Genomic DNA, 20465 nt, shown 5'->3' on the forward strand with positions numbered 1-20465 from the left:
AACTCTGTTTATATCTCGTTAACCATTCGGAGTCAGGACTCGCACAGGTTGCCAGTTTTCGCAAATGGTGCAGGTAAATCATGGTTCGGTGTTTGCTGATCGAAAACAATACAAATGAAGGGCAGAGGCTCTCCGCCATGCTCGAAGGATTTGGCTTTTCTTGCGAAGCCTCCACCGCGCAGGCGGCGCATCCGATGCTCATGGACAGTGTTCCGGACCTCGTGCTGATGGAAGCCCGTGACGAGCCTGCGGTGCGTGAAATTCTCCGCCTGGTGCAATATCATGCCGAAGCCGGACGTGGCCCCGTGGTGATCCTCTATGCCGAGGCGCCTAGCCTTGACGATGTGGGCCTTTCGATTGTCTCCGGCGCGTCTGACTTTTTGGTGAAGCCCTTTGATGCCGAATTGCTGCAGTTCAAGCTGGAGCAGGCTGGCCTTCTGCACCGGCCTGCGGCTTAAGCAGCTCCTTCAAAAGTTAACGGAACATCACCGTTTAGGGTGAACGGCTTATTAAGGCTTAAGCTGTAGCTTGGCCCTGTCTCTGTTGTTTGTGTGGGTTGAGATAGTATGTTTGCAAGTCAGTCAAAAGTAATTCCGGGTCTGGATGTTTCCATCTTCAAGTCTGTGCTTGAAGGCCCCGACGTCAAGGCGCGCCAGGAATTGGCGCAGCAGCTTTCTCAACTCTATGCCAATCCTGCCACCGCCGCTTTCGAGCGCGAGCAGATTGCGCCGATCTTTTTCAAGTTGGCCGAAGACGGCGAGACTGAAGTGCGCGCTGTGATGGCCGAAGAACTGGCACTCGCCGCAGAACTACCCAGCGATCTTATTTTTGCAATTGTCGCTGATGAAGATGAGATTGCGCTGCCGTTTCTGCTGAACGCCCTTTCCATCAGCAGCAATGAATGCGCAGTGATCCTGAAAGTGGGCGAGGAACTGCGACAGAAGACGTTGGCCACGCGTGCCGGCCTCACGCCTGAAACTATCGACATCATTGTGGACGAGGGCAGCCTACTTGCGGCCTCGGCATTGCTGGACAATGAGTCAGCAGAATTGTCCGCTCGCCACTACCACGCGCTTTACACGCGCTTTGGCGGTTCGGCTGAAATGGCCGAGCGCATGCTGGGCCGTGCTGATCTGCCCTTTGATATTCGCATCCTTCAGGCCAGGCGTGCCGCCAGCCGCCTGCGCCAGATGATGGCGGCCAAGGGCTGGGTGCCTGCCAATGACGCGCGGGAAATCTGCGCTGAAGCTGAAGATAATGCGGTGATGCAGGTGCTGTTTGAAATTCATGCCGATGACCGGGCCCATGCCATGGCCTTCCTCGCGGCGAAAAACTTGCTCACGCCGGCGTTTATCGTGCGCGCGGCAGCCACTGGCCAGATGACCATTGTTGAGGCCGCACTGGCTCACCTTTCGGGCCTGCGTGGCCAGGAAGCCGCTGCACAAATGTATGCGCTGAACGGCAATGCGTTCAAATCGCTGTTCCGCCGTTCCGGCCTGCCGCAGGGTTGCTTCGGCTTTCTGCGTGCCGCTTGCGATGTGGTGATTGAAATTCAGGAAGAGGGGCTGGATATCAGCTCCACCGAATTTGGCGGACGGGTGCTGGAAGCGCTGATGACGCGCTATGAAGCGATGTCACCGGCTGATCGGGCAAGGCAGATCGAATATCTGGGCCGCTTCGGTGAAGACAAGATTCGCAAAGTGGCCAAGCGAGTGAAGGTCGATTTCCTGCGGGCGGCCTGATTTTCGCTAAAGCTGCCGCTTTAGTATTTGAACTGCTCGTTCAACACCCGCTCTGCTAGCCCATGGCCGTTTTCAAACAGCATACGCACGCCGCGTTTGGTGTCGACCGCGATGTCCACACTCGCAATGTTGCGCACTTCATCGTGGTCGGCCACGGCAGCCACCGGGCGCTTGTCGGCTTCCAGAACTTCGATGCGGACCTTTGAATCATCCGGCAGGATGGCTCCGCGCCAGCGCCTTGGCCGGAAGACGCTGAGCGGCGTCAAGGCGAGAAGTGGAGTTCCGATCGGCAGAATGGGACCGTGGGCCGACAGATTGTAAGCAGTGGAACCGACGGGCGTTGAGAGGATGATGCCGTCGGCACTCATCTCATCGAGGCGCACTTGCCCGTCGATCACCAATTTCAATTTGGCGGCTTGTGACCTTTGCCGCAGCAGCGAGACTTCGTTGAAGGCCAGTCGCTCGTGCTTTTTGCCATCTGGCGTCTTGGCGATCATGGCCAGCGGCCGGATCAAGGTTTCATGGGCAGACGCCAGCCTGTCCTGCAGATCAGGTTCCACCAGATCATGCATCAGGAAGCCCACCGAGCCGCAATTCATGCCGTAAACCGGCAGGCCCGATTTCAGGCATTCATGCAAGGCCTGCAGCATCAGCCCGTCACCGCCCAGGGCCACCGTTACATCGGCATCATCGGCTTTGGCATTCCCATAGCGTTTGGCCAGGCGGCGCAAAGCGCGCTGCGCTTGGGGCGCGTCAGAAGCCAGGAAATGGATGCGTTCGAATTTCATGTGTTTATGCGGCGCAGTTGGAGTATGGAACCGACTATCATTGATAGACGGATTTTTGTCCACAACTCCCATGCGCCGCCTGATCATCTGTTCCACTTGCAAATTTTCGCCCGAGTCCAAGACCGGGCCGGATGGCCGCACCGGCGGGCAGATGATGCATGATGCGGTGCAGGCGGTGCTGACCAAACAGGACCGCAGCGATGTTGATGTGACAACGCAATCCTGCATGTGGAATTGCGATCGGCCGTGCAGCGTGGTGGCGCAGGATGACCAGCGCTTCTCCTATGTGACGGGGCATAACAAGCCGACAGAAGAACAGGCCGAAGCGATCATCGCCTGGTTTGATGCGCATGGCGCAACCGACGACGGGATCGTGCCGTTTCGCCTGTGGCCGCAATTGATGCGCGGGCATTTCATCGCGCGGATGCCGCCGATGAAGGGGGAAGACAAGGCGTGAGCATCATCCTCGTTCTGGGCGGTGCGGCTTCCGGCAAAAGCAAGTATGCCGAAAGCCTGTGCGCCAAGCCCCGTGCTTATGTGGCCACGGCGCAGGCCTTTGATGATGAGATGCGCGCCAAAATCGCCAAGCACCGTACGCAAAGGGGCCGGGAATGGATCACGGTGGAACAACCGATTGATCTGGTGGGTGCGCTGCAGGCGGCGGAGGCCGAGGCGCCGACCATTCTGGTCGATTGCCTGACGCTGTGGCTTACCAATCTCGTGATGGCGGAGAAGGATTGCGCTGCCGAGGTTTCAAAGCTGCTGGCGCAATTGCGCGGCATGAAGGGTAAAGTCGTTCTGGTTTCGAATGAACTGGGCCTCGGCATTGTTCCCGAACATGGATTGGGCCGGCGCTTTCGTGACCTTCATGGCGTGATGAATCAGCGTGTGGCGGAAGCGGCGGATGTGGTGGTGTTCACCGTGGCCGGGATGCCGCAAGTGCTTAAAGGGCAAAGGCCAGAGCCGCCCCCAGCAGCATGAGCAAGGTCATGGCGTTGCGGAACAAGCTTAAGCCCTCCGCAATGTCCTTCGGCCCCTCAGGCGCGCGCCCTTGGCCCATAGTGGGCAGATCTACCAACTCACCATGGTAAGTGCGCGGGCCGCCGAAGCTGAGGCCAAGTGCGCCCGCCATCGAAGCCTCCGGCCAGCCAGCATTGGGTGACTGGTGCTTTCCAGCATCGCGCCACATCGCAGCCCATGCGGCCTTCATCGGGGCTGCACCTTTGAGACGCGCAGCGCCTGCAAAGAGCAAGCCGGTGAGGCGTGAAGCGGGTAGGTTCACCAGATCATCCAGCCGCGCCGAAGCCCAGCCGAAATTCAGATATTGATCCGACTTGTGGCCGATCATTGAGTCCGCGGTGTTGATCGCCTTGTAGGCGAGGAGGCCGGGCAGGCCGAGAATCGCGTACCAGAGGGCAGGTGCCACGACACCGTCTGAGGCATTCTCCGCGAGGCTTTCAAGCGCGCCTTTGGCGATGCCTTTTTCATCCAGCGTTTCGGGATCGCGGCCGACGATCTTGCCGACAGCGAGGCGGGCGGCGGGAAGCGAGTTGCCCAGCGCGCGTTCCACTTCGCCGACATGATCTGACAGGGATTTCTGCGCAATGAGCGTGGTGGCGATGAGAACATTGATCACCCAGCCATAGGGAATGGAGGCCAAAATCCATGCCGCGATCATCCCTGGTAGCGCGCAGCATAGGATCAGTACCACGAGGGCGATGACGCCGTTGAGGCGGTTGCTGGCGGGGCTGGCATCGGGATCATTCAGGCCTTCATCCAGGAAGGTGATTAGCTTGCCCATCCATTGCACCGGGTGGCCGATCGATGATTGCAGCAGGCGGGGATAGCCGGCGAGGCTTTCGATGAGCAGGGCGAGGGTAGCCATCCACAATTGGTTCATGCGACTGGTTTGGCAAATTCCAGGATGGCGTCAAGATCAAGATGCTGTTCCAGATGTGCGGCCAGCGCATCAAGGGTTTCCTCAATCACCTGCTCATAGGCCAGCGATGAAGAGGTGGCGCCGAGGCTTTTGAGAAAGGCAGCGCGGAAACCGTCATTGGAAAAGCAGCCGTGGAGATAGGTGCCCATCACGTGGCCTGACGTGTTGATCGCACCTTCCGGGCCGTTCGCCGTTTGCGCAAAGGGGCGGGCGGTGTCGGGACCGGTGGTGGCGCCGATATGGATTTCATAGGCGCTGATTTTTTCGCCGCTGGCGGCGTGGGTGGCACTGGTGAGGGTGGTGGTTTTTTCCGGCGTCATCACGGTGGCCACTTCCAGCAGGCCGAGGCCTTCGACGGTTTGCGGCTTGCCTTCGATGCCGTCCGGGTCAGCAATGGTTTTGCCCAGCATCTGATAACCGCCGCAGAGGCCCAGAACTGCGCCGCCGCGCCGGGCATGGGCAGCGAGATCAATGTCCCAGCCGGTGGCGCGCAAGGCCGCGAGATCGCTGATGGTGGATTTGCTGCCGGGCAGGATGACCAGAGTAGCATCGCCGGGAATGGGCATTCCAGGTTTCAGGAAGCTGAGCGCTACGCCGGGTTCAAGCCGCAGGGGGTCCAAATCATCAAAATTGGCAATGCGGGGCAATTGCAGAACGCAGATTTTTATGCCTTTTGAATCGCTTGCTGCCGCTTCTTCCAAAGCTACTGCATCTTCCGCCGGGAGTTTTGAAGCGCCGGCAAAATGCGGCACCACCCCCAGGCAGGGCCAGTCGGTGCGCTTTGCGATGAGATCCCGCCCCTCATGAAAGAGTTCAGGATCACCGTGGAACTTGTTGATCAGGAATCCTTTTATATGTTTCTGATCGGCCTCATCCAGTACCGCCTGGGTTCCGACCAGCGAAGCGATCACCCCGCCGCGATGGATATCACCAATGAGAACGGCCGGAATATCCGCCGCTGCTGCAAATCCCATATTGGCCAAATCGCCTTGGCGCAGATTGGCCTCCGCTGGGCTGCCTGCACCTTCCACCAGGATCAGATCATGGTCTTGAGCCAGAATGGCAAAACTTTCCAGAATGGCGGGCATATAGCTTTGCCGCTCGCGAAAGAAATCGCGCGCCTTCAGCGTGGTGCGGCGCTTGCCTTGCACGATCACCTGCGCGCCCGTCTCGCTTTCGGGCTTCAGCAGGATGGGGTTCATATGCACAGATGGCGCAATCCGCGAGGCGCGGGCCTGCAGATGCTGGGCGCGGCCGATTTCGCCACCATCAATGGTCACCGCCGCGTTGTTGGACATGTTCTGCGGTTTGAAGGGCGCTACTTTCAGGCCGCGCTTTAGGAAGGCGCGGGCGAGGCCAGCCACGATCAGGCTTTTGCCCACGTCCGACCCTGTGCCCATGAACATGATGGCCTTAGCCATTGGGTGCCACGCTGATCACATGGGCATAGGAGCCCATGACATTGCCAAGCTTGTGGCCCATCACGCCGAGATCATTGCCCGCCGCGTCCTTTGCTTCGAACAGAGCTGGGGCCTGGCCTTCGGAGACAAGCGTAGAATAGTGGAATTCGTGCCCGCGCACGGGCATGGACCAAGGCCCATTCCATGATTTGAGTTGGCGGTAGCCAAGATGCAATTTGCGCTTGGCAAAGCTGGTGGTGACCGGCAGCAGACCCGCCATGGCGTGGCGCTGGCCGTCCTTGTCGATCAAGCCATCGCCCAACACCATATAGCCACCGCATTCGCCATAGATCACGCCCTTGAACGCGCGCAGGCCATCGAGGAAGCGATTGTTGGCGGCAAGTTTGCCCGCGTGGAGTTCAGGGTAGCCGCCTGGGAGGAAAAGGGCATCGGCCTGCGGTGGGGCTTCATCGGCTAAAGGCGAGAAGAACTTCAATTCCGCACCGGCTTTGCGCCAAGCCTCCAGCAGATGGGCGTAGATGAAGCTGAAGGCGACGTCTTTGGCGACGGTGACCGATTGGGCCAAAGGCGGCAGGATTTGCGGGTTCGAATCAGTGAAATTCAGCGAAACTGTTGATTCGAGAATGTTGTCAAGAAATGTTTCACGTGCGACTCCTGAAGCAGCACTTTCGATAAAGCTTTCAAGCTCTTGATTCTCTTGAGCTTGCACTAGGCCGAGATGGCGCGAGGGGATATTGAGAGAGTCAATCTGACGCAGTGCGCCGATGACTTTTGCACCGATGGCCGATAGCGCCTCGCGCAGCATGCCTTCGTGCCGGTCGCTCGAGACGCGGTTCAAGATCACGCCGGTCACATGCACATCGGCTCGAAAATTCTGGAAGCCTTGCACAAGAGCAGCCACTGAGCCGCTCTGGCGGGCGGCGTCCACGACCAGCAGCACGGGCAAGCCCAAAGCTGCGGCAAGGTCGGCGGTGGAGCCGGGTGCACCTTGCGGGCCATCGAAAAGGCCCATGACGCCTTCGACGATCAGCAGGTCGGCATCCCTCGCCTGAGCGGTGGCGAGGCTGCGCGTAACGGCTTCGCCCATGGCCCAATGGTCAAGGTTGATGCACGGCCTGCCGGTAGCGGCGGCATGGAAGCCGGGATCGATATAGTCCGGCCCGGCCTTGGCGGAGGAGACCTTCAACCCGCGATTTCTGAGGGCCCGCAACAGGCCAAGCGTCACCAGGGTTTTGCCGCTGCCGGAATGCGGCGCGGCGATGACCAGTCCCTTAGCCAATCGGGTTGGCCTTCAGGGCTGGCGAATACCAATCCAGTATATCGCGCCAGTCGCTGGCATGGCCTACGACTACGATAGCGGGGGTGGGTGGTTCGTTCTTGGCCACCTCTGCCGCGCAGGTGGCCAGCGTGCTGCTCATCACCTGTTGCTGCGGCAGGGAGGCATTGGAAATGATGGTGACCGGGTCATCACCCTTGCGGCCGCCTTCCAGCAAGGCAGCGGCGATCTCGCCGAGATTTTTCACTGCCATATACATGACGATCACAGGAGACGCCAAAGCCACGGCCTTCCAGTTCACATTGACCGGCATCTTGCCCGTGGCATCGTGGCCGGTGAGGAAGATCACCGAATGATTGGTGTCGCGGTGGGTGGCGGGAATGCCGGCATAAGCCAGCCCGCCCACACCAGCCGTGATGCCCGGCACGATGCGGAAGGGCACGGCGGCCTTGGCCAGCATCTGGCTTTCTTCGCCGCCACGGCCGAACATGAAGGGGTCTCCGCCTTTCAAACGCAGCACGCGCTTTCCGGCTTGAGCGAGTTCGATGAGGCGCAGCGAAATATCGCGCTGGGTGGGTGAGGGCTTGCCGCCGCGCTTGCCTGCATATTCAAGTTCAGCACCAGTGCGCACCCAGCGCAGGATGTCGGGGTTCACCAGAGCGTCATAGACCACCACGTCGCAGTTCTGCATGGCGTGATAGCAGAGCAATGACATCAGGCCGGGCGCGCCTGGGCCAGCGCCCACGAGCCAGACCCAGCCCTTTTCAAAAACCGGGAAAGCCTCTGCGTCGAGACGCGCGAAACCCTGCGGGTTTCCGCTTTGCCAGCTTGCGACGGTTTTGGTGGTTTCAGAAGCCATGTTGCCCTTATACACTGGCCTCATGCGACAAGAGAAGCCCGAGGGGAGTTTAAAGCGTGGCTGGACCACCGGGGCATGCGCGACTGCGGCAGTGAAGGCGGCTTATACGGCATTGCTGACGGGGGCTTTCCCTGACCCGGTCACCATCACCTTGCCCAAGGGTGAGCAGCCGGCTTTTGCGCTGGCGATCACCGAGCTGAAGGATGGCTTTGCCCGCGTGGGCATCGTGAAGGATGCCGGGGATGACCCGGATGTGACGCATGGCTGCACGGTAGTGGCCAAGGTATGGCGCGGCGGCAAGGATGTGAGTTTCAAGGCGGGCGAGGGTGTGGGCATGGTGACCAAGCCGGGCCTGCCAATCGCGGTGGGTGAGCCTGCGATCAACCCGGGGCCGCGCGCGATGATGATGGCCGAGATTGCAGCGCTGGGCGGCGGCGATGTGGAGATCGAAATTTCCATTCCCGGCGGTGCCGCGCTGGCCGCGAAAACATGGAACCCGAGGCTTGGCATTGTGGGCGGGCTTTCGGTGCTGGGCACGACCGGCATTGTACACCCGTTTTCCTGTGCGGCCTGGATCGCCTCGATCCACCGCGGCATTGATGTGGCTCGCGCGCTGGGCTTGGCTCATGTGGCGGGATGCACGGGCTCTACCTCTGAGGATTCAGTTCGCGCGCATTACGGCCTGCCACTGGAGGCGATGCTCGACATGGGGGATTTCGCCGGTGGTGTGCTGAAATATGTGCGGGCGCATCCGGTGCCGCGCCTCACGATTGGCGGTGGCTTCGGCAAAATGGTGAAGCTGGCGCAGGGGCATATGGATTTGCATTCTGGCCGGTCTCAGGTGGATTTTGAGTGGCTGGCGGCGCGCGCGCCTGACGCCCTCAAAGCGCAAGTGCTGGCTGCTAATTCGGCCTTGGAAGTTCTCGAATTGTGCGGGCAGGGTCTCGCGCAAAAGATTGCGCAAGAAGCGCAGGTGCAGGCAGCAGTGGTGCTGGGCAGTGCGACTACGCTTGATGTGATCGTGGTGGACCGGGTGGGAAAGATCATCGGCCATGCCGCGTAAAATTCTCATCCTCGGTGGCACCGGCCTGGCGCGCGATGCGGCCAATGCGCTGCATGACGCAGGCTGCGCCGTGCTCACCTCGCTGGCGGGTGTGACGCAATATCCGATCCTGCCAAAGGGAGAGATCCGCAAGGGCGGGTTCGGCGGCGTTGACGGCATGGTGGCGTTTCTCAAAGAGGCGCAGTTTGATCTGGTGGTAGATGCCACGCATCCTTTCGCGGCACAGATTTCACGCCACGCTGCAGAGGCCTGTGGGGCCACGCACACGCGGCTGATCCGGCTTGAGCCCCCAGTGTGGAAGCCGCAAAAATCGGACCGCTGGATGGAAGTGGGGTCGGTGGCAAATGCCGTGGCAGCGCTCGATGAAAATGTGCGCGTGGCCGTCACCGTCGGGCGTAAGGAAATCGGCGCCTTCTTTGGGCGCTACGATATTTCCGGCGTGGCGCGGATGATCGAGCCGCCCGCCGTGGCTGTGCCGTCCTACTGGATGTTGGAACTCGCTCGCCCGCCTTTCACACTGGAACACGAACTGGCGCTGCTGGGCGATAACCAAATCAATGTGGTAGTGAGCAAGAATGCCGGTGGTGTGCGCGTGGCGAAGCTGGATGCTGCCGCACAATTAGGGCTCCCGGTGATCATGGTGCAGAGGCCGGAGAAACCGAAGGTGCAGACAGTCGCCAGCGTGGAAGCGCTTATGGGCCCGTAACAATCTTCTCGCTACTGGCACCCCATTCGGCCCAGGAGCCGTCATAGAGCGCGTGGTCTTTCACGCCGAGTTCTTCCAGCGCGAGAGTGAGGATCGCGGCTGTGACCCCAGAGCCACAGGAGGTGATGATGGGCTTGGCGAGGTCGACGCCATTGGCAGTGAATTTTTCGCGCAGGGCGCTCGGCTGCTTGAGCGTGCCTTGCTCGGTGATCATTCCAGAATAATGCACATTGTGGGCGCCGGGCATGTGGCCGGGTTTCACGCCGGGGCGGGGCTCTTGCTCCTCACCGCGGAAGCGGGTGCCGGAGCGAGCGTCGGCGATCTGGTCGCCGGTTGCAGCGACTTGTTTCAGGTTTCGCACCATGCCTGCGTTCAAAGTGGCGGTGAAAGTGGCCGGGGTGACGGATGCGGTTTCGCCGATTTCAAGGCTGCGGTTTTCGGCATTCCATTTTTTCAGGCCACCATCCAGCACCGAGACTTTCGTATGGCCGAAGACCTTGAACATCCACCAGCAGCGGGCAGCCGAGAACAGGCCGTAGGAATCATAGGCCACGACATGCATGTCATTGCCGATGCCGAGGGCGCTCATGGCGGCGGCGAAATCTTCCGCCTTGGGTAGCATGTGGGGCAGGGTGGTGTTGCGGTCAGAGGTTTTGTCGAGATCAAAGAAACGCGCACCGGGAATGTGCCCGGTGGCGAATTCGGCTTTGGCATCGCGCTTGGCGGTGGGCAGGTGCCAGCTGGCATCGAGGATGACGAGATTGGCATCGCCCAAGTGATCGGCCAGCCACTGTGTGGAAACGAGATTGCTCATGCGAAAGCCACCCTGATGCGGCGGTTGATCTTGCCTTTGTTTTCAATCTTGGTCACGGCGATGGGGCCGATTTCACTGGTGCGGTTTACATGCGTGCCGCCGCAGGGCTGCAAGTCGATCTTGCCGCCTTCGCCGATCAGCACCAGGCGAATGATGCCTGCACCGCGTGGCGGTTTGACCAGCAGCGTGCGCACCAGTTCGGGCCGCGCGTCGAGTTCGGCTTCGGTCATCGATGAAATGGAGATGACGTGGTCATCGGCAATCAGCTGGTTGATACGTGCCGTAAGTTCTTCTTTTTTCGGAATCTGATCTTCGGGAATGTCGAAATCAATGCGGCCGCCATCGGTGCTGATTGCGCTGCCGGTGACGCCGAAGGGCACCGAGCGGCACAGAAGATGCATCAGCGTGTGGGCGCGCATGTTGCGGTAACGCGCGGCCCAATCGAGTTTGAGTTTGACTCTCTCGCCCACAGCGGGAAGCGTCTGGCCTTCGGCCGGCACATGCATGGGCGTTTTGGTTTCATCGTAAATGGTGGTGGCGATGGTGACGGCCCCCTGTGCCGTGATCAGCGTGCCGGCATCGCCGGGTTGGCCACCCGCCGTTGCGTAGAAATTGGTTTGATCGAGGATGATGCCGCCGCGTTCGTTGAGGCCCACGACGACAGCTTCTGCTTCCTGCAAATAGGAATCGTCACGGAACAGAAGTTTTGTCACTTCGGCACGTCTTCAAACACTTTGGGCACATCCGACTTGGCTTCAAGCCAGGTGGGCACGGGAAGATTCTTGGAGCGCAGGAAATCCGGATTGAACAGCTTGGACGCATAGCGCGTGCCATAGTCGCAGAGCACGGTCACGATGGTGTGGCCCGGGCCCATCTGCTTCGCCAGGCGGATGGCGCCGGCAACATTGACGCCGGTGGAGCCGCCCATGCAAAGGCCTTCATGGCGCAGCAGATCAAAACAGATTTGCACGGCTTCATCATCGTGGATCTGGAATGCGTCGTCGACGACGGCACCCTCCAGATTGGCGGTGATGCGGCCCTGGCCGATACCTTCGGTGATCGACGAGCCTTCGGATTTCAGTTCACCGGTTTTGTAATAGCTGTAAAGCGCAGCACCCATCGGGTCAGCCAGCGCGATTCTGATGTTTTTGTTTTTGGCCTTGAGGCCCATGGATACGCCAGCCAGCGTACCGCCAGAACCCACGGCGCTGACAAAGCCATCCACCTTGCCATCGGTCTGGGCCCAGATTTCGGGGGCGGTGCCCTCGATATGAGCCTCGCGGTTGGCCACATTGTCGAACTGGTTGGCCCAGAACGCACCCATCTTTTGAGCGAGGCGGCCGGAGTAGCGCACATAGTTGTTGGGGTTCTTGTAAGGCGCTGCCGGCACTTCAACCAGTTCTGCACCGAGTTGACGCAGAGCATCTTTCTTTTCCTGACTCTGCGTTTCAGGAATGACGATCACGGTTTTATAGCCCAGCGCATTGGCCACCACGGAAAGCCCGATGCCGGTATTGCCGGCTGTTCCCTCCACAATGGTGCCGCCTGGCTTCAACGCACCGGCTTTTTCTGCAGCGCGGATGATGAACAGGGCGGCGCGGTCTTTCACCGACTGGCCGGGATTCATGAATTCGGCTTTGCCCAGAATGGTGCAGCCGGTGACCACGGAAGCCTTCTTAAGCTTGATGAGGGGCGTATTGCCAATGGCTTCGATAACGTTCTGGCGAATGTTCATGTCCCTGTCCTTGCTGCACTTGTATTGCAGCAAATGGGGCGCATCCGTCAAACGGCAAGCACGCAGCGACACATGAGATTTTTGGAAAGATGGCTCCTCGACCTGGGATCGAACCAGGGACCATTCGATTAACAGTCGAATGCTCTACCGCTGAGCTATCGAGGAACGTGGGCGCGCTATAGCAAAAGCCTTCGCGACTGCAAACCCTTATTTTGCGGCAATGGCTTCGTCCACAATCGACGTGATTGTGGCGATGTCAGCCCCCAAAGATGATTGGATGCAGACGGCGGACTGATGCGGTGCCAACGTAAGGCAGAACTCGCGTACATCGACGCCGACCGCCTGGTCCCTGGTCCACAGGGATTTGCAGTAGAGCAATTCGTCATCAAAGAGGTGTGGGTTGTTCTTCTGCACATAGAGCACATAGGTGCCGTAGAGATGGTATTCCGCGAAGTTCAATTTCCGGCCGATGGCTTCGTGCCAGGGCTTGCCCTGCAGCTTGGTTATATAGTCAAGCATGTCGAGCACCGTCTGGCGATGCCAAGTCACGATCTGCTCTTGGCCCCAGAAGGCAGTTTTGTCGGGCGTTGGTTCCACGCCGACAATCCGCATGCTGCTGGCCACGTCAGCATTTTCCCACAGGAAAACGTGCACAGAAGGGTTGAAGCGCACCTTGTGGCCTTTTGCAAAAGTGCCAATGTCGAACGGGCGCAGGAAGAAGACATCCGAATCGAAGAAGGCCATGGCCTCTTCCTCAAGAAGGCCCGCCATCAGCATTTTTACATATTGCTGCATCTGCCAGCCAAAGACCGGCCCGTGGCGCAGCGACCACCACCAGCGGCCCAAGCGTATCAAGGGTATTTTGCCGCCGAAGTGGAAGCCCTTGGGCAGAACGTCTTTCTTGTTGATGATGGTACGGCGCGGCCCGGCCAGCGGCAAAAACAACGGCAAATCCACTGGATCAACAATGATGTAATGGTGCCAAGGCCCCGCCAGGAATGCATCCATGCTGCGGCAGAGGAGTTGGCAGCGTTCGAGATCAAGACTGTAGCTGGGGGTCACCACAGCCCAGCGCATCTGCGCTTCGGGGCCGCGTTTTTTCGTCTGCGCCACTTTGTGGATGTTTCCCAACAATAAAATGGAGGTTCCGGAGGGAATCGAACCCCCATGCAAGGATTTGCAGTCCTCTGCGTAGCCATTCCGCCACGGAACCCAAAGATTGGCCGGGTCTATAAGGGAATGTTTCGGGTAGCACAATAAGGCAGCGGACTTTTGGAGACAGCCGCATTTTGGTACCGGATAACGACCAGTATTCGATTGTACACGACCAAAATGGCTGCCATGTGTAAATTAGTGGTTAAGATTGGTGATCCGTGTTTGCATTGCGGTACGGATGACCATATATCGGATTGTCATAGGTCGGTGGCGGCGGGTGGCGTAAATACAACCCCCGCTGGCCTTGAGAAACTTGTGTTGACCGAGGGGTGTTGTTTTGCGTCTTGTTGCGAAAATTTCCGCTGTGGCTTTGGTTGCGGTGATGTCCACGTCGTTTGTTTCTTTGGTGCATGCCGAGTCGTTGGCAGGCGCACTGCTGGAAGCATATCGCAAGAATCCCACCCTCAATAGCGCCCGCGCCGGCCAGCGCGCGGTTGACGAAGCCGTGCCGCAGGCCCTTTCGGGCTGGCGTCCAACGGTGACGGCCACCGGGAGCGTAAGCGCTGAAGATAGTTATGCGGGTTCGCAACTCGGTGGCTACACCAGCACCAAGGGCACATCCGAAAATCTGTCCATCAAGCTGGACCAGCCATTGTTCCGTGGCTTCCGCACCACGGAAAGCACGGCAGCGGCCGAAGCCACTGTGAAGGCCGGGCGCCAGCAGCTTCTTTCGACCGAGCAGAATGTGCTGCTTCTGGCCGTGAAGGCCTATGTCGATGTGATCCGCGACCGGCAGATCGTGGCACTGCGCCGACAGAATCTTGGTGTTCTGCAGGGCCAGTCCCGCGCCACCAGTGAACGTTTCAAGGCGGGTGAACTGACCCGCACGGATACGGCCCAGGCGCAAGCCGGTGTGGCCAGTGCGCAGGCCCAATTGCAACTGGCCATCGCCAACATGCAAACCAGCGAAGCGAGCTTTGCACAATATGTGGGCCATCACCCCACGCAACTTTCGCCCGCACCAGCGGCCAAGCCGCCACGTAGCCTCGATGAGGCTTATAGTGTGGCGCATGAAACCAATCCGCAGATCCTGGCTGCCGCGCAAAGCGCTGTGGCCGCCGATCACAATGTAGGCGTGGTGGGATCGAGCCTCCTGCCGCAGGCTGATCTCGTCGGCAGCTACAGCATCACCAGCAACCAGTTCACCACCAACGGCCTCGGCAATGATGGCAGCGCCAGCACTGGCACGATTTCGGGCGTGGTCACTGTTCCGATCTATGAACAGGGTCTGGTTTATTCACAGGTGCGCGCCGCCAAGCAGCGCGCCAGCCAGAGCCGCATCGCGGTGATTGATGCCACCCGTCAAGTGCGCCAGGCAGTTGCGGCCTCCTGGGCCAGCTATGCAGCGGCCCGTCAGGCTTCAGCTTCAAATGCGCAGAGCGTTTCCGCCTCGCAGTTGGCTTACAGCGGCGTGCGGCAGGAATATCAGGTGGGCTCGCGTTCAACGATCGACGTGCTGAATGCCGAGCTGACCTTGCTGACGGCGCAAATTGCGCAAGTTTCTGCCCAGCATGACCAGATCCTCGCTTCCTACCAGCTGCAGGCGGCGATCGGCCACCTGACCGGCGATCATCTGCGCCTGTTCCCGGTCTATGATGCCAAGCAGAACTACGAAGAAGTGCGCAACAAGTGGGCTGGCACCAAAGCTGATACGCTGCAATAAGCGGCGGCGGCACTGGCATAAACCATAGCGGCGGGTGAGGGGTGCTGCCCAATCGACAAATCGCGGCACTTCACTTAAACTTTGCCCCTAGAGCGTTTTGATGTTTCATTGAAACATCAAAATCGCCCTAATTTATTATTGTCGATCAATTTGTCTGACTTTTGACGATGCCGTCAAAGTCAGATTGATCTAGATTGCAGCATTGGCGGAAAGACAAGTGACGTCGGAACCACGCGTGGAAGAGTTGTTGGCGTCGATACGCCGCGCCATCGACCATGACATCAGCGAGCTTGATCGCCGGGCCCAAGAAGGCAGCGGCAGCCCTGCTGCGGCCCGTGCCAAGGCCGAACCGCCCGCACCCTTGCGCGGCACGCTCAATGAATTTCAGAATAAATATGCAAGCTCGGTGATGCCCGATGCGGATGCCGATATCGCCAAGCTGCGCCGCCGGGTGAAGCACAACCGGCTGGAGGAGACGCCTCCGGCCCCGCCGCAGAAGCCCAATCTGCAGCCAGATCGTTCGTCGGCTTTCAGCACCATTCTCTCCACCCCGCAGCGGGCGGAACCGAAATTCCGGCCCGCGCCCGCAGCGCCGCCGCCGGTCGTGGAAGAGTTGCCGCCTGAGTCTTATGATGCCTACGATTCGTATGACCAGGGCGTGTGGCAGGAGCAGCAGGCCGCAGCCGAACAGCAGGGTTATTATCCGCCCGCGGTTTCCGGCTACATCGATCCGCAAAACGGTTTGATGTCACCCGACAGTGCCTATGCGGCCCAAGGTTCTTTTCAGGCTTTGGCGGAATTGGCCATGGCACGTGTTGGCGGCGATGCCGGCCTGCAGGCCATGACGCGCGACATCCTGCACCAGCTTTTGCGCGAATGGCTGGACCGCAATCTGCCGCCTCTGGTCGAACAACTGGTGCGCGAAGAAATCGCCCGCGTGGCGCGCGGCGGCAGGTAATTCCCGCGCAGGGTTGCCCTTGGGCCCAAGCCCTGCTTTAAGCGCCCAAAATCCCAATTGATTGAAGAATCTGCCATGGCGCTCGACAAGACATTTGACCCAAAGGAAATGGAAACCCGGCTGTACGACGCCTGGGAAGAGGGCGGCTATTTCAAGCCCGGCAAGAACAAGGGCGGCAAACCTTTCACAATTGTGATTCCGCCACCCAATGTGACGGGCTCTCTTCATATGGGCCACGCGCTCAACAACACGATCCAAGACATTCTCTCGCGCTTTGAACGCATGCGCGGGCGCGATGTGTTGTGGCAGCCGGGCACTGATCACGCCGGCATCGCCACGCAGATGGTTGTCGAGCGCTTGCTTGCCAAGGAAAACAATACCGACCGCCGCACGATGGGCCGTGAGGCCTTCCTCAAACGCGTGTGGGAATGGAAGGACGAATCTGGCGGCATCATCACCAAGCAGCTGCGCCGCCTGGGTGCATCCTGCGACTGGAGCCGCGAGCGCTTCACCATGGATGAGGGCCTGTCGCGCGCCGTCGCCAAGGTGTTCGTGCAGCTCTACAAGGAAGGCCTGATCTACAAGGACCAGCGCCTGGTGAACTGGGACCCAGTGTTTGAAACCGCGATCTCCGATCTGGAAGTGGAGACGCGCGAAACCAAGGGATCGATGTGGTCCTTTGCTTATCCGCTGGTGGACGGGCCTGTCGACGGCATTTCAGAAATCGTGATTTCCACCACCCGGCCTGAAACCATGCTGGGCGATGGTGCTGTCGCCGTGCATCCATCCGATGAGCGCTACAAAAACCTGATCGGCAAGCTGGTGCGCCTGCCGATCGCCGAACGTCACATCCCGATCATCGCTGATGAATACCCCGATCCGGAATTCGGCACGGGTGCAGTGAAGATCACTGGCGCGCATGACGAGAACGATTTCCATGTGGCCAAGCGCAACAACATTCCGCTGATCGTGCTGATGGACAAGAAGGCGCGGATGATCTCCACGCCGGAAAACCATGTGCCTGCGCATTATGACGGCAAGGACCGTTATGAAGCCCGCAAGATGGTGCTCGAAGAAATCGAGGCGCTGGGCTTCTATCGTGGCAAAGAAGACAAGGTTATTGCGCAGCCGTTCGGTGACCGCTCTGGCGTGGTCATCGAGCCGATGCTGACCGAGCAATGGTATGTGAATGCCGGTGAGTTGGCCAAGCCGGCTATCGCCGCTGTTGAATCCGGCAAGACCAAATTCGTGCCGCCCAACTGGGATAAGACCTATTACGAATGGATGCGCAACATCCAGCCCTGGTGCATTTCGCGCCAGCTGTGGTGGGGCCATCAGATTCCGGCCTGGTATGGTTCGGACGGCAAGATTTATGTCGAGGAAACCGAGGCTGAGGCGATCGAGGCCGCTGGGCCGGGTGTGACCCTCACGCGCGACGAAGATGTGCTCGACACCTGGTTCTCATCCGCACTGTGGCCGTTCTCGACTTTGGGCTGGCCCGACAAGACTCCGGAACTGAAGCGGCATTATCCGACCAACACGCTGGTCACCGGCTTCGACATCATCTTCTTCTGGGTGGCCCGCATGATGATGATGGGCCTGCATTTCATGAAGGATGTGCCGTTTGACACGGTTTACATCCACGCCCTCGTGCGCGACGAGAAGGGGCAGAAAATGTCCAAATCCAAGGGCAATGTGATTGACCCGCTGGATCTGATGGATGAATTCGGCGCTGACGCGTTGCGCTTCACGCTGGCCGCGATGGCCGCGCAGGGCCGCGACATCAAGCTGGCCAAGCAACGCGTGGAAGGCTACCGCAATTTCGCAACCAAGCTGTGGAACGCGGCGCGCTTTGCCGAAATGAACGGCGTGGCGCGGGATGAAAATTTTGATCCCGTGGCCGCACGCGTCACCGTCAACCGCTGGATCGCGGGTGAAGCCGCGCGCACGCGTGACACGGTGACCAAGGCGATTGAAGAGCACAAATATAACGAGGCTGCGGCCTCGCTCTATCAGTTCGCCTGGAATGTTTATTGCGACTGGTATGTGGAATTGATCAAGCCGATCCTCAGCGGCAATGACGAAGTGGCAAAGGCCGAAACGCGTGCCTGCGCCGCCTGGGCGTTTGAGCAGATTTTGCATCTGCTGCATCCCTTCATGCCTTTCATCACCGAAGAGCTGTGGCAGAAAACTGCCGCGCGCGACCATATGCTGATCGCCGCAGAGTGGCCGTGCTACAAGGGCCTCGGCGATGCCAAGGCCGATGCCGAGATGAACTGGGTGATCCGCCTGGTTTCGGAAGTGCGCTCGGTGCGTTCGGAAATGAACGTCAATGCCGGCGCAAAAATCCCCTGCGTCATCGTCGGCGCAGGCCAGGAAGCGCGCCGCCGGGCCAATGCCTGGGAAGCCGAGATCATGCGTCTCGCACGCCTGTCATCGCTGACTTTCGAGGACGCTGTGCCTGCGGCTTCGGCCCAGATCGCGCTCGATGAAGCCACGGTGGCATTGCCGCTGGAAGGCATGATCGATTTCGCCGCTGAGCGCGCCCGCCTGACCAAGGAGTTGGAGAAAAACGCCAAAGACATCAGCATTATCGACGGCCGCCTGAACAACGCCAATTTCGTCGCCAAGGCCCCACCGGAAGCGCTGGAAGAAAGCCGCGACCTGAAGGTCGCGCTGGAGGCGAAGAAGGCGAAGCTGCAAGAGGCGTTGAAGAGGCTGGGGTGAGGACGAAGTTCAACATCAGAACCGCTGGCCCCGAAGATGCGGGAATCATTGCGGAGCTGTGTGTTGAGTTTGAGAAGTTCTTCCTCACCATGGCGGGCACCAAGAAGAAGCCCCCGTCGCAGAAATCGTACGAGCGGCAGGTGAAGCATGCGCTGTCGGGCTCTGCGCCTTATGCCCATACGATCCTGCTGGAGCAGAAGGGCAAGGCCATTGGCCATGCCACTTTCAATTACTATTACGCCACCGCCCATAATTGCCGAGGCCTCTATGTGCAGGACCTGTTCGTGCGCGAGGAAGCGCGCGCCAGCGGAGGCGGGAAGGCGCTGATGGATGCTCTGATGCAGGTCGCCAGGGAGCAACGCTGCGGCGTGCTTGAGCTTGCCGTCTGGAATCTCAACGCCAAGGCGCTGGGCTTCTACCTCAAGCAAGGCGGCAAGCCGGTGGATGAGGATATCCTTCTGCAATGGAAGCTGAAGTAGCACGCGCGTAAAGCGGGTGGCGCACACGCTGCACTCCGGCCTAGTCATGCTGCAGGAGGACTAGCCATGACCCACATTCAATTTTCTGCCATGCCTGCCGAAGACGCCGCCCACATCTGGAGCGGCGGCACTGATGCCTACGGCCTTGCGCCCGAACACCGGATTTCAGACGGGCAGGGCACGCCCTGCCGTCATTGCCTGAAGGATGTAGCCGCTGGCGAGGCCTATCTCATTCTCGCTTACCGGCCGTTTCCTGCGCTTCAGCCCTATGCCGAGACTGGACCGATCTTTCTGCATGCCACGCCATGCCACCGGGCGGATGATGCGGCCTCAACCCCACCCATGTTGCAGAAGCGCAAGGCGCATCTGATCAAGGGCTACAGTGCTGATGACCGTATCGTCTATGGTACCGGGCAGATCGTGCCGCCCGCTTCTTTGGAGGAGGAAGCTGCGCGCGTGCTGGAACGTCCGGATGTGGCTTATGTGCATGTACGGTCGTCGGTGAACAATTGCTACACCTGCCGCATTGACCGCGCAGAGGCTTGAGGAGCAAAATCGCGCCATGCACTGCTTCCTCACCGAACGCCTTGAAACCCCCGTCGGCCCCATGGTTCTTGTGGCCAAGGACGGCGTGGTGTTGCTGTTTGAATTTGAGGGCACGCCGGGGCGCGTCGAACGGCAGATGCGGGCGCGGTTTGGCGATGTGGAATTGCAGGCGGCGACAAATCCATTCGGCATCAGCGATCAGATCCGCGATTATTTTGCGGGCGATATTCGCGCACTCGACACTCTGCTCACCGATGGCGGCGGCACGGAATTTGAGCGGCAGGTATGGGCGGAGCTGCGGCAGATCCCGGCGGGCACCACGGTTTCCTATGGCCATATCGCGCGCAAGCTGGGCGACATCCAGCATTCGCGCGCGGTGGGCACGGCCAATGGCAAGAACCCGATTGCCATCATCGTGCCGTGCCACCGGGTGATCGGGGCGGATGGTTCGATGACCGGTTATGGCGGTGGGATCAAAAACAAGGAATGGCTGCTGCGCCATGAGGGCGCTCTGCTGCTCTGAACAGATTGCGC

Annotated in this window: 21 protein-coding genes and 2 tRNA genes; 12 read left to right on the forward strand and 11 right to left on the reverse strand. The window is 59.7% G+C overall.

Annotated elements, in window-relative coordinates; translation table 11 throughout:
- Positions 1-80 precede the first annotated feature (80 nt).
- Both F8B91_RS03150 and F8B91_RS03155 read left to right on the forward strand, forming a co-directional pair.
- Positions 81-458, forward strand: coding sequence for a response regulator (locus F8B91_RS03150; RefSeq protein ID WP_196502259.1), 378 nt, complete (start codon positions 81-83; stop codon positions 456-458).
- Positions 459-566: 108 nt separating this feature from the next.
- Entirely contained in the window at positions 567-1742 is a 1176-nt protein-coding gene (locus tag F8B91_RS03155; protein WP_196502260.1) for a DUF2336 domain-containing protein, read from the forward strand.
- Positions 1743-1762: 20 nt separating this feature from the next.
- On the opposite strand, the gene F8B91_RS03160 is transcribed toward F8B91_RS03155, so the two are convergent.
- Positions 1763-2530 carry an NAD kinase gene (locus F8B91_RS03160; RefSeq protein ID WP_196502261.1) on the reverse strand — a complete coding sequence of 256 codons (768 nt, stop codon included), beginning with the start codon at positions 2528-2530 and terminating at the stop codon, positions 1763-1765.
- 55 nt (positions 2531-2585) lie between these two features.
- On the opposite strand from F8B91_RS03160, the gene F8B91_RS03165 reads away from it, so the two are divergent.
- Together F8B91_RS03165 and cobU are read left to right on the forward strand one after the other, a co-directional pair.
- On the forward strand, positions 2586-2987 hold the full coding sequence (locus F8B91_RS03165) for a DUF1636 family protein (protein WP_196502262.1): 402 nt from the start codon (positions 2586-2588) through the stop codon (positions 2985-2987).
- Entirely contained in the window at positions 2984-3511 is a 528-nt protein-coding gene (cobU, locus tag F8B91_RS03170) for a bifunctional adenosylcobinamide kinase/adenosylcobinamide-phosphate guanylyltransferase (protein ID WP_196502263.1), read from the forward strand. Before F8B91_RS03165 ends, cobU begins: the two co-directional genes overlap by 4 nt.
- On the opposite strand, the gene cbiB is transcribed toward cobU, so the two are convergent.
- From cbiB to cobA, 4 genes are read right to left on the reverse strand one after another with little or no spacing between them, the layout of a single operon-like run.
- The gene (cbiB, locus tag F8B91_RS03175; RefSeq protein ID WP_246714949.1) at positions 3474-4415 is read right to left on the reverse strand and encodes an adenosylcobinamide-phosphate synthase CbiB; all 942 of its coding nucleotides are present in this window, start codon (positions 4413-4415) and stop codon (positions 3474-3476) included. The two genes, cobU and cbiB, sit on opposite strands and share 38 nt — an antisense overlap.
- 11 nt (positions 4416-4426) lie before the next feature.
- Entirely contained in the window at positions 4427-5890 is a 1464-nt protein-coding gene (locus F8B91_RS03180; RefSeq protein ID WP_246714950.1) for a cobyric acid synthase, read from the reverse strand.
- Complete coding sequence (locus F8B91_RS03185; RefSeq protein WP_196502265.1) at positions 5883-7169, reverse strand: cobyrinate a,c-diamide synthase; 1287 nt, start codon at positions 7167-7169, stop codon at positions 5883-5885. Before F8B91_RS03185 ends, F8B91_RS03180 begins: the two co-directional genes overlap by 8 nt.
- Entirely contained in the window at positions 7162-8025 is an 864-nt protein-coding gene (gene cobA, locus F8B91_RS03190; protein WP_196502266.1) for a uroporphyrinogen-III C-methyltransferase, read from the reverse strand. The genes F8B91_RS03185 and cobA overlap by 8 nt, the downstream gene beginning before the upstream one ends.
- 22 nt (positions 8026-8047) lie before the next feature.
- On the opposite strand from cobA, the gene F8B91_RS03195 reads away from it, so the two are divergent.
- Both F8B91_RS03195 and F8B91_RS03200 read left to right on the forward strand, forming a co-directional pair.
- Entirely contained in the window at positions 8048-9088 is a 1041-nt protein-coding gene (locus F8B91_RS03195) for a cobalt-precorrin-5B (C(1))-methyltransferase (protein ID WP_196502267.1), read from the forward strand.
- Positions 9078-9794, forward strand: a complete 717-nt coding sequence (locus F8B91_RS03200; protein ID WP_196502268.1) for a cobalt-precorrin-6A reductase — start codon at positions 9078-9080, stop codon at positions 9792-9794. The genes F8B91_RS03195 and F8B91_RS03200 overlap by 11 nt, the downstream gene beginning before the upstream one ends.
- On the opposite strand, the gene sseA is transcribed toward F8B91_RS03200, so the two are convergent.
- The 6 genes from sseA to F8B91_RS03230 all read right to left on the reverse strand — a co-directional run bounded on the left by sseA (position 9781) and on the right by F8B91_RS03230 (position 13556).
- Positions 9781-10608, reverse strand: coding sequence for a 3-mercaptopyruvate sulfurtransferase (gene sseA / locus F8B91_RS03205; RefSeq protein ID WP_196502269.1), 828 nt, complete (start codon positions 10606-10608; stop codon positions 9781-9783). The genes F8B91_RS03200 and sseA overlap by 14 nt on opposite strands.
- The gene (locus tag F8B91_RS03210; RefSeq protein WP_196502270.1) at positions 10605-11321 is read right to left on the reverse strand and encodes an alanine--tRNA ligase-related protein; all 717 of its coding nucleotides are present in this window, start codon (positions 11319-11321) and stop codon (positions 10605-10607) included. Before F8B91_RS03210 ends, sseA begins: the two co-directional genes overlap by 4 nt.
- Entirely contained in the window at positions 11318-12343 is a 1026-nt protein-coding gene (locus tag F8B91_RS03215) for a cysteine synthase A (RefSeq protein ID WP_196502271.1), read from the reverse strand. Before F8B91_RS03215 ends, F8B91_RS03210 begins: the two co-directional genes overlap by 4 nt.
- A gap of 90 nt (positions 12344-12433) precedes the next feature.
- Positions 12434-12508 (reverse strand) — tRNA-Asn (locus tag F8B91_RS03220).
- A gap of 42 nt (positions 12509-12550) precedes the next feature.
- A complete protein-coding gene (locus F8B91_RS03225; RefSeq protein WP_196502272.1) occupies positions 12551-13456 on the reverse strand; it encodes a DUF6492 family protein in 906 nt (301 codons plus the stop codon).
- 26 nt (positions 13457-13482) lie between these two features.
- Positions 13483-13556 (reverse strand) — tRNA-Cys (locus F8B91_RS03230).
- Positions 13557-13880: 324 nt separating this feature from the next.
- Between F8B91_RS03230 and F8B91_RS03235 the strand changes: the two genes are divergently transcribed.
- The 6 genes from F8B91_RS03235 to F8B91_RS03260 all read left to right on the forward strand — a co-directional run bounded on the left by F8B91_RS03235 (position 13881) and on the right by F8B91_RS03260 (position 20454).
- Positions 13881-15221, forward strand: coding sequence for a TolC family outer membrane protein (locus F8B91_RS03235; protein WP_196502273.1), 1341 nt, complete (start codon positions 13881-13883; stop codon positions 15219-15221).
- Between the two features lie 247 nt (positions 15222-15468).
- Positions 15469-16179, forward strand: a complete 711-nt coding sequence (locus F8B91_RS03240) for a DUF2497 domain-containing protein (RefSeq protein ID WP_196502274.1) — start codon at positions 15469-15471, stop codon at positions 16177-16179.
- Positions 16180-16254: 75 nt separating this feature from the next.
- The gene (locus tag F8B91_RS03245) at positions 16255-18906 is read left to right on the forward strand and encodes a valine--tRNA ligase (protein WP_196502275.1); all 2652 of its coding nucleotides are present in this window, start codon (positions 16255-16257) and stop codon (positions 18904-18906) included.
- On the forward strand, positions 18903-19385 hold the full coding sequence (locus F8B91_RS03250) for a GNAT family N-acetyltransferase (RefSeq protein WP_196502276.1): 483 nt from the start codon (positions 18903-18905) through the stop codon (positions 19383-19385). Before F8B91_RS03245 ends, F8B91_RS03250 begins: the two co-directional genes overlap by 4 nt.
- A 66-nt stretch (positions 19386-19451) precedes the next feature.
- Entirely contained in the window at positions 19452-19931 is a 480-nt protein-coding gene (locus tag F8B91_RS03255) for a DUF1203 domain-containing protein (protein WP_196502277.1), read from the forward strand.
- 16 nt (positions 19932-19947) lie between these two features.
- Entirely contained in the window at positions 19948-20454 is a 507-nt protein-coding gene (locus F8B91_RS03260) for a methylated-DNA--[protein]-cysteine S-methyltransferase (RefSeq protein ID WP_196502278.1), read from the forward strand.
- Positions 20455-20465 lie beyond the last annotated feature (11 nt).

The organism is Aestuariivirga litoralis (genome assembly GCF_015714715.1).
GTDB lineage: Bacteria > Pseudomonadota > Alphaproteobacteria > Rhizobiales > Aestuariivirgaceae > Aestuariivirga > Aestuariivirga litoralis_A.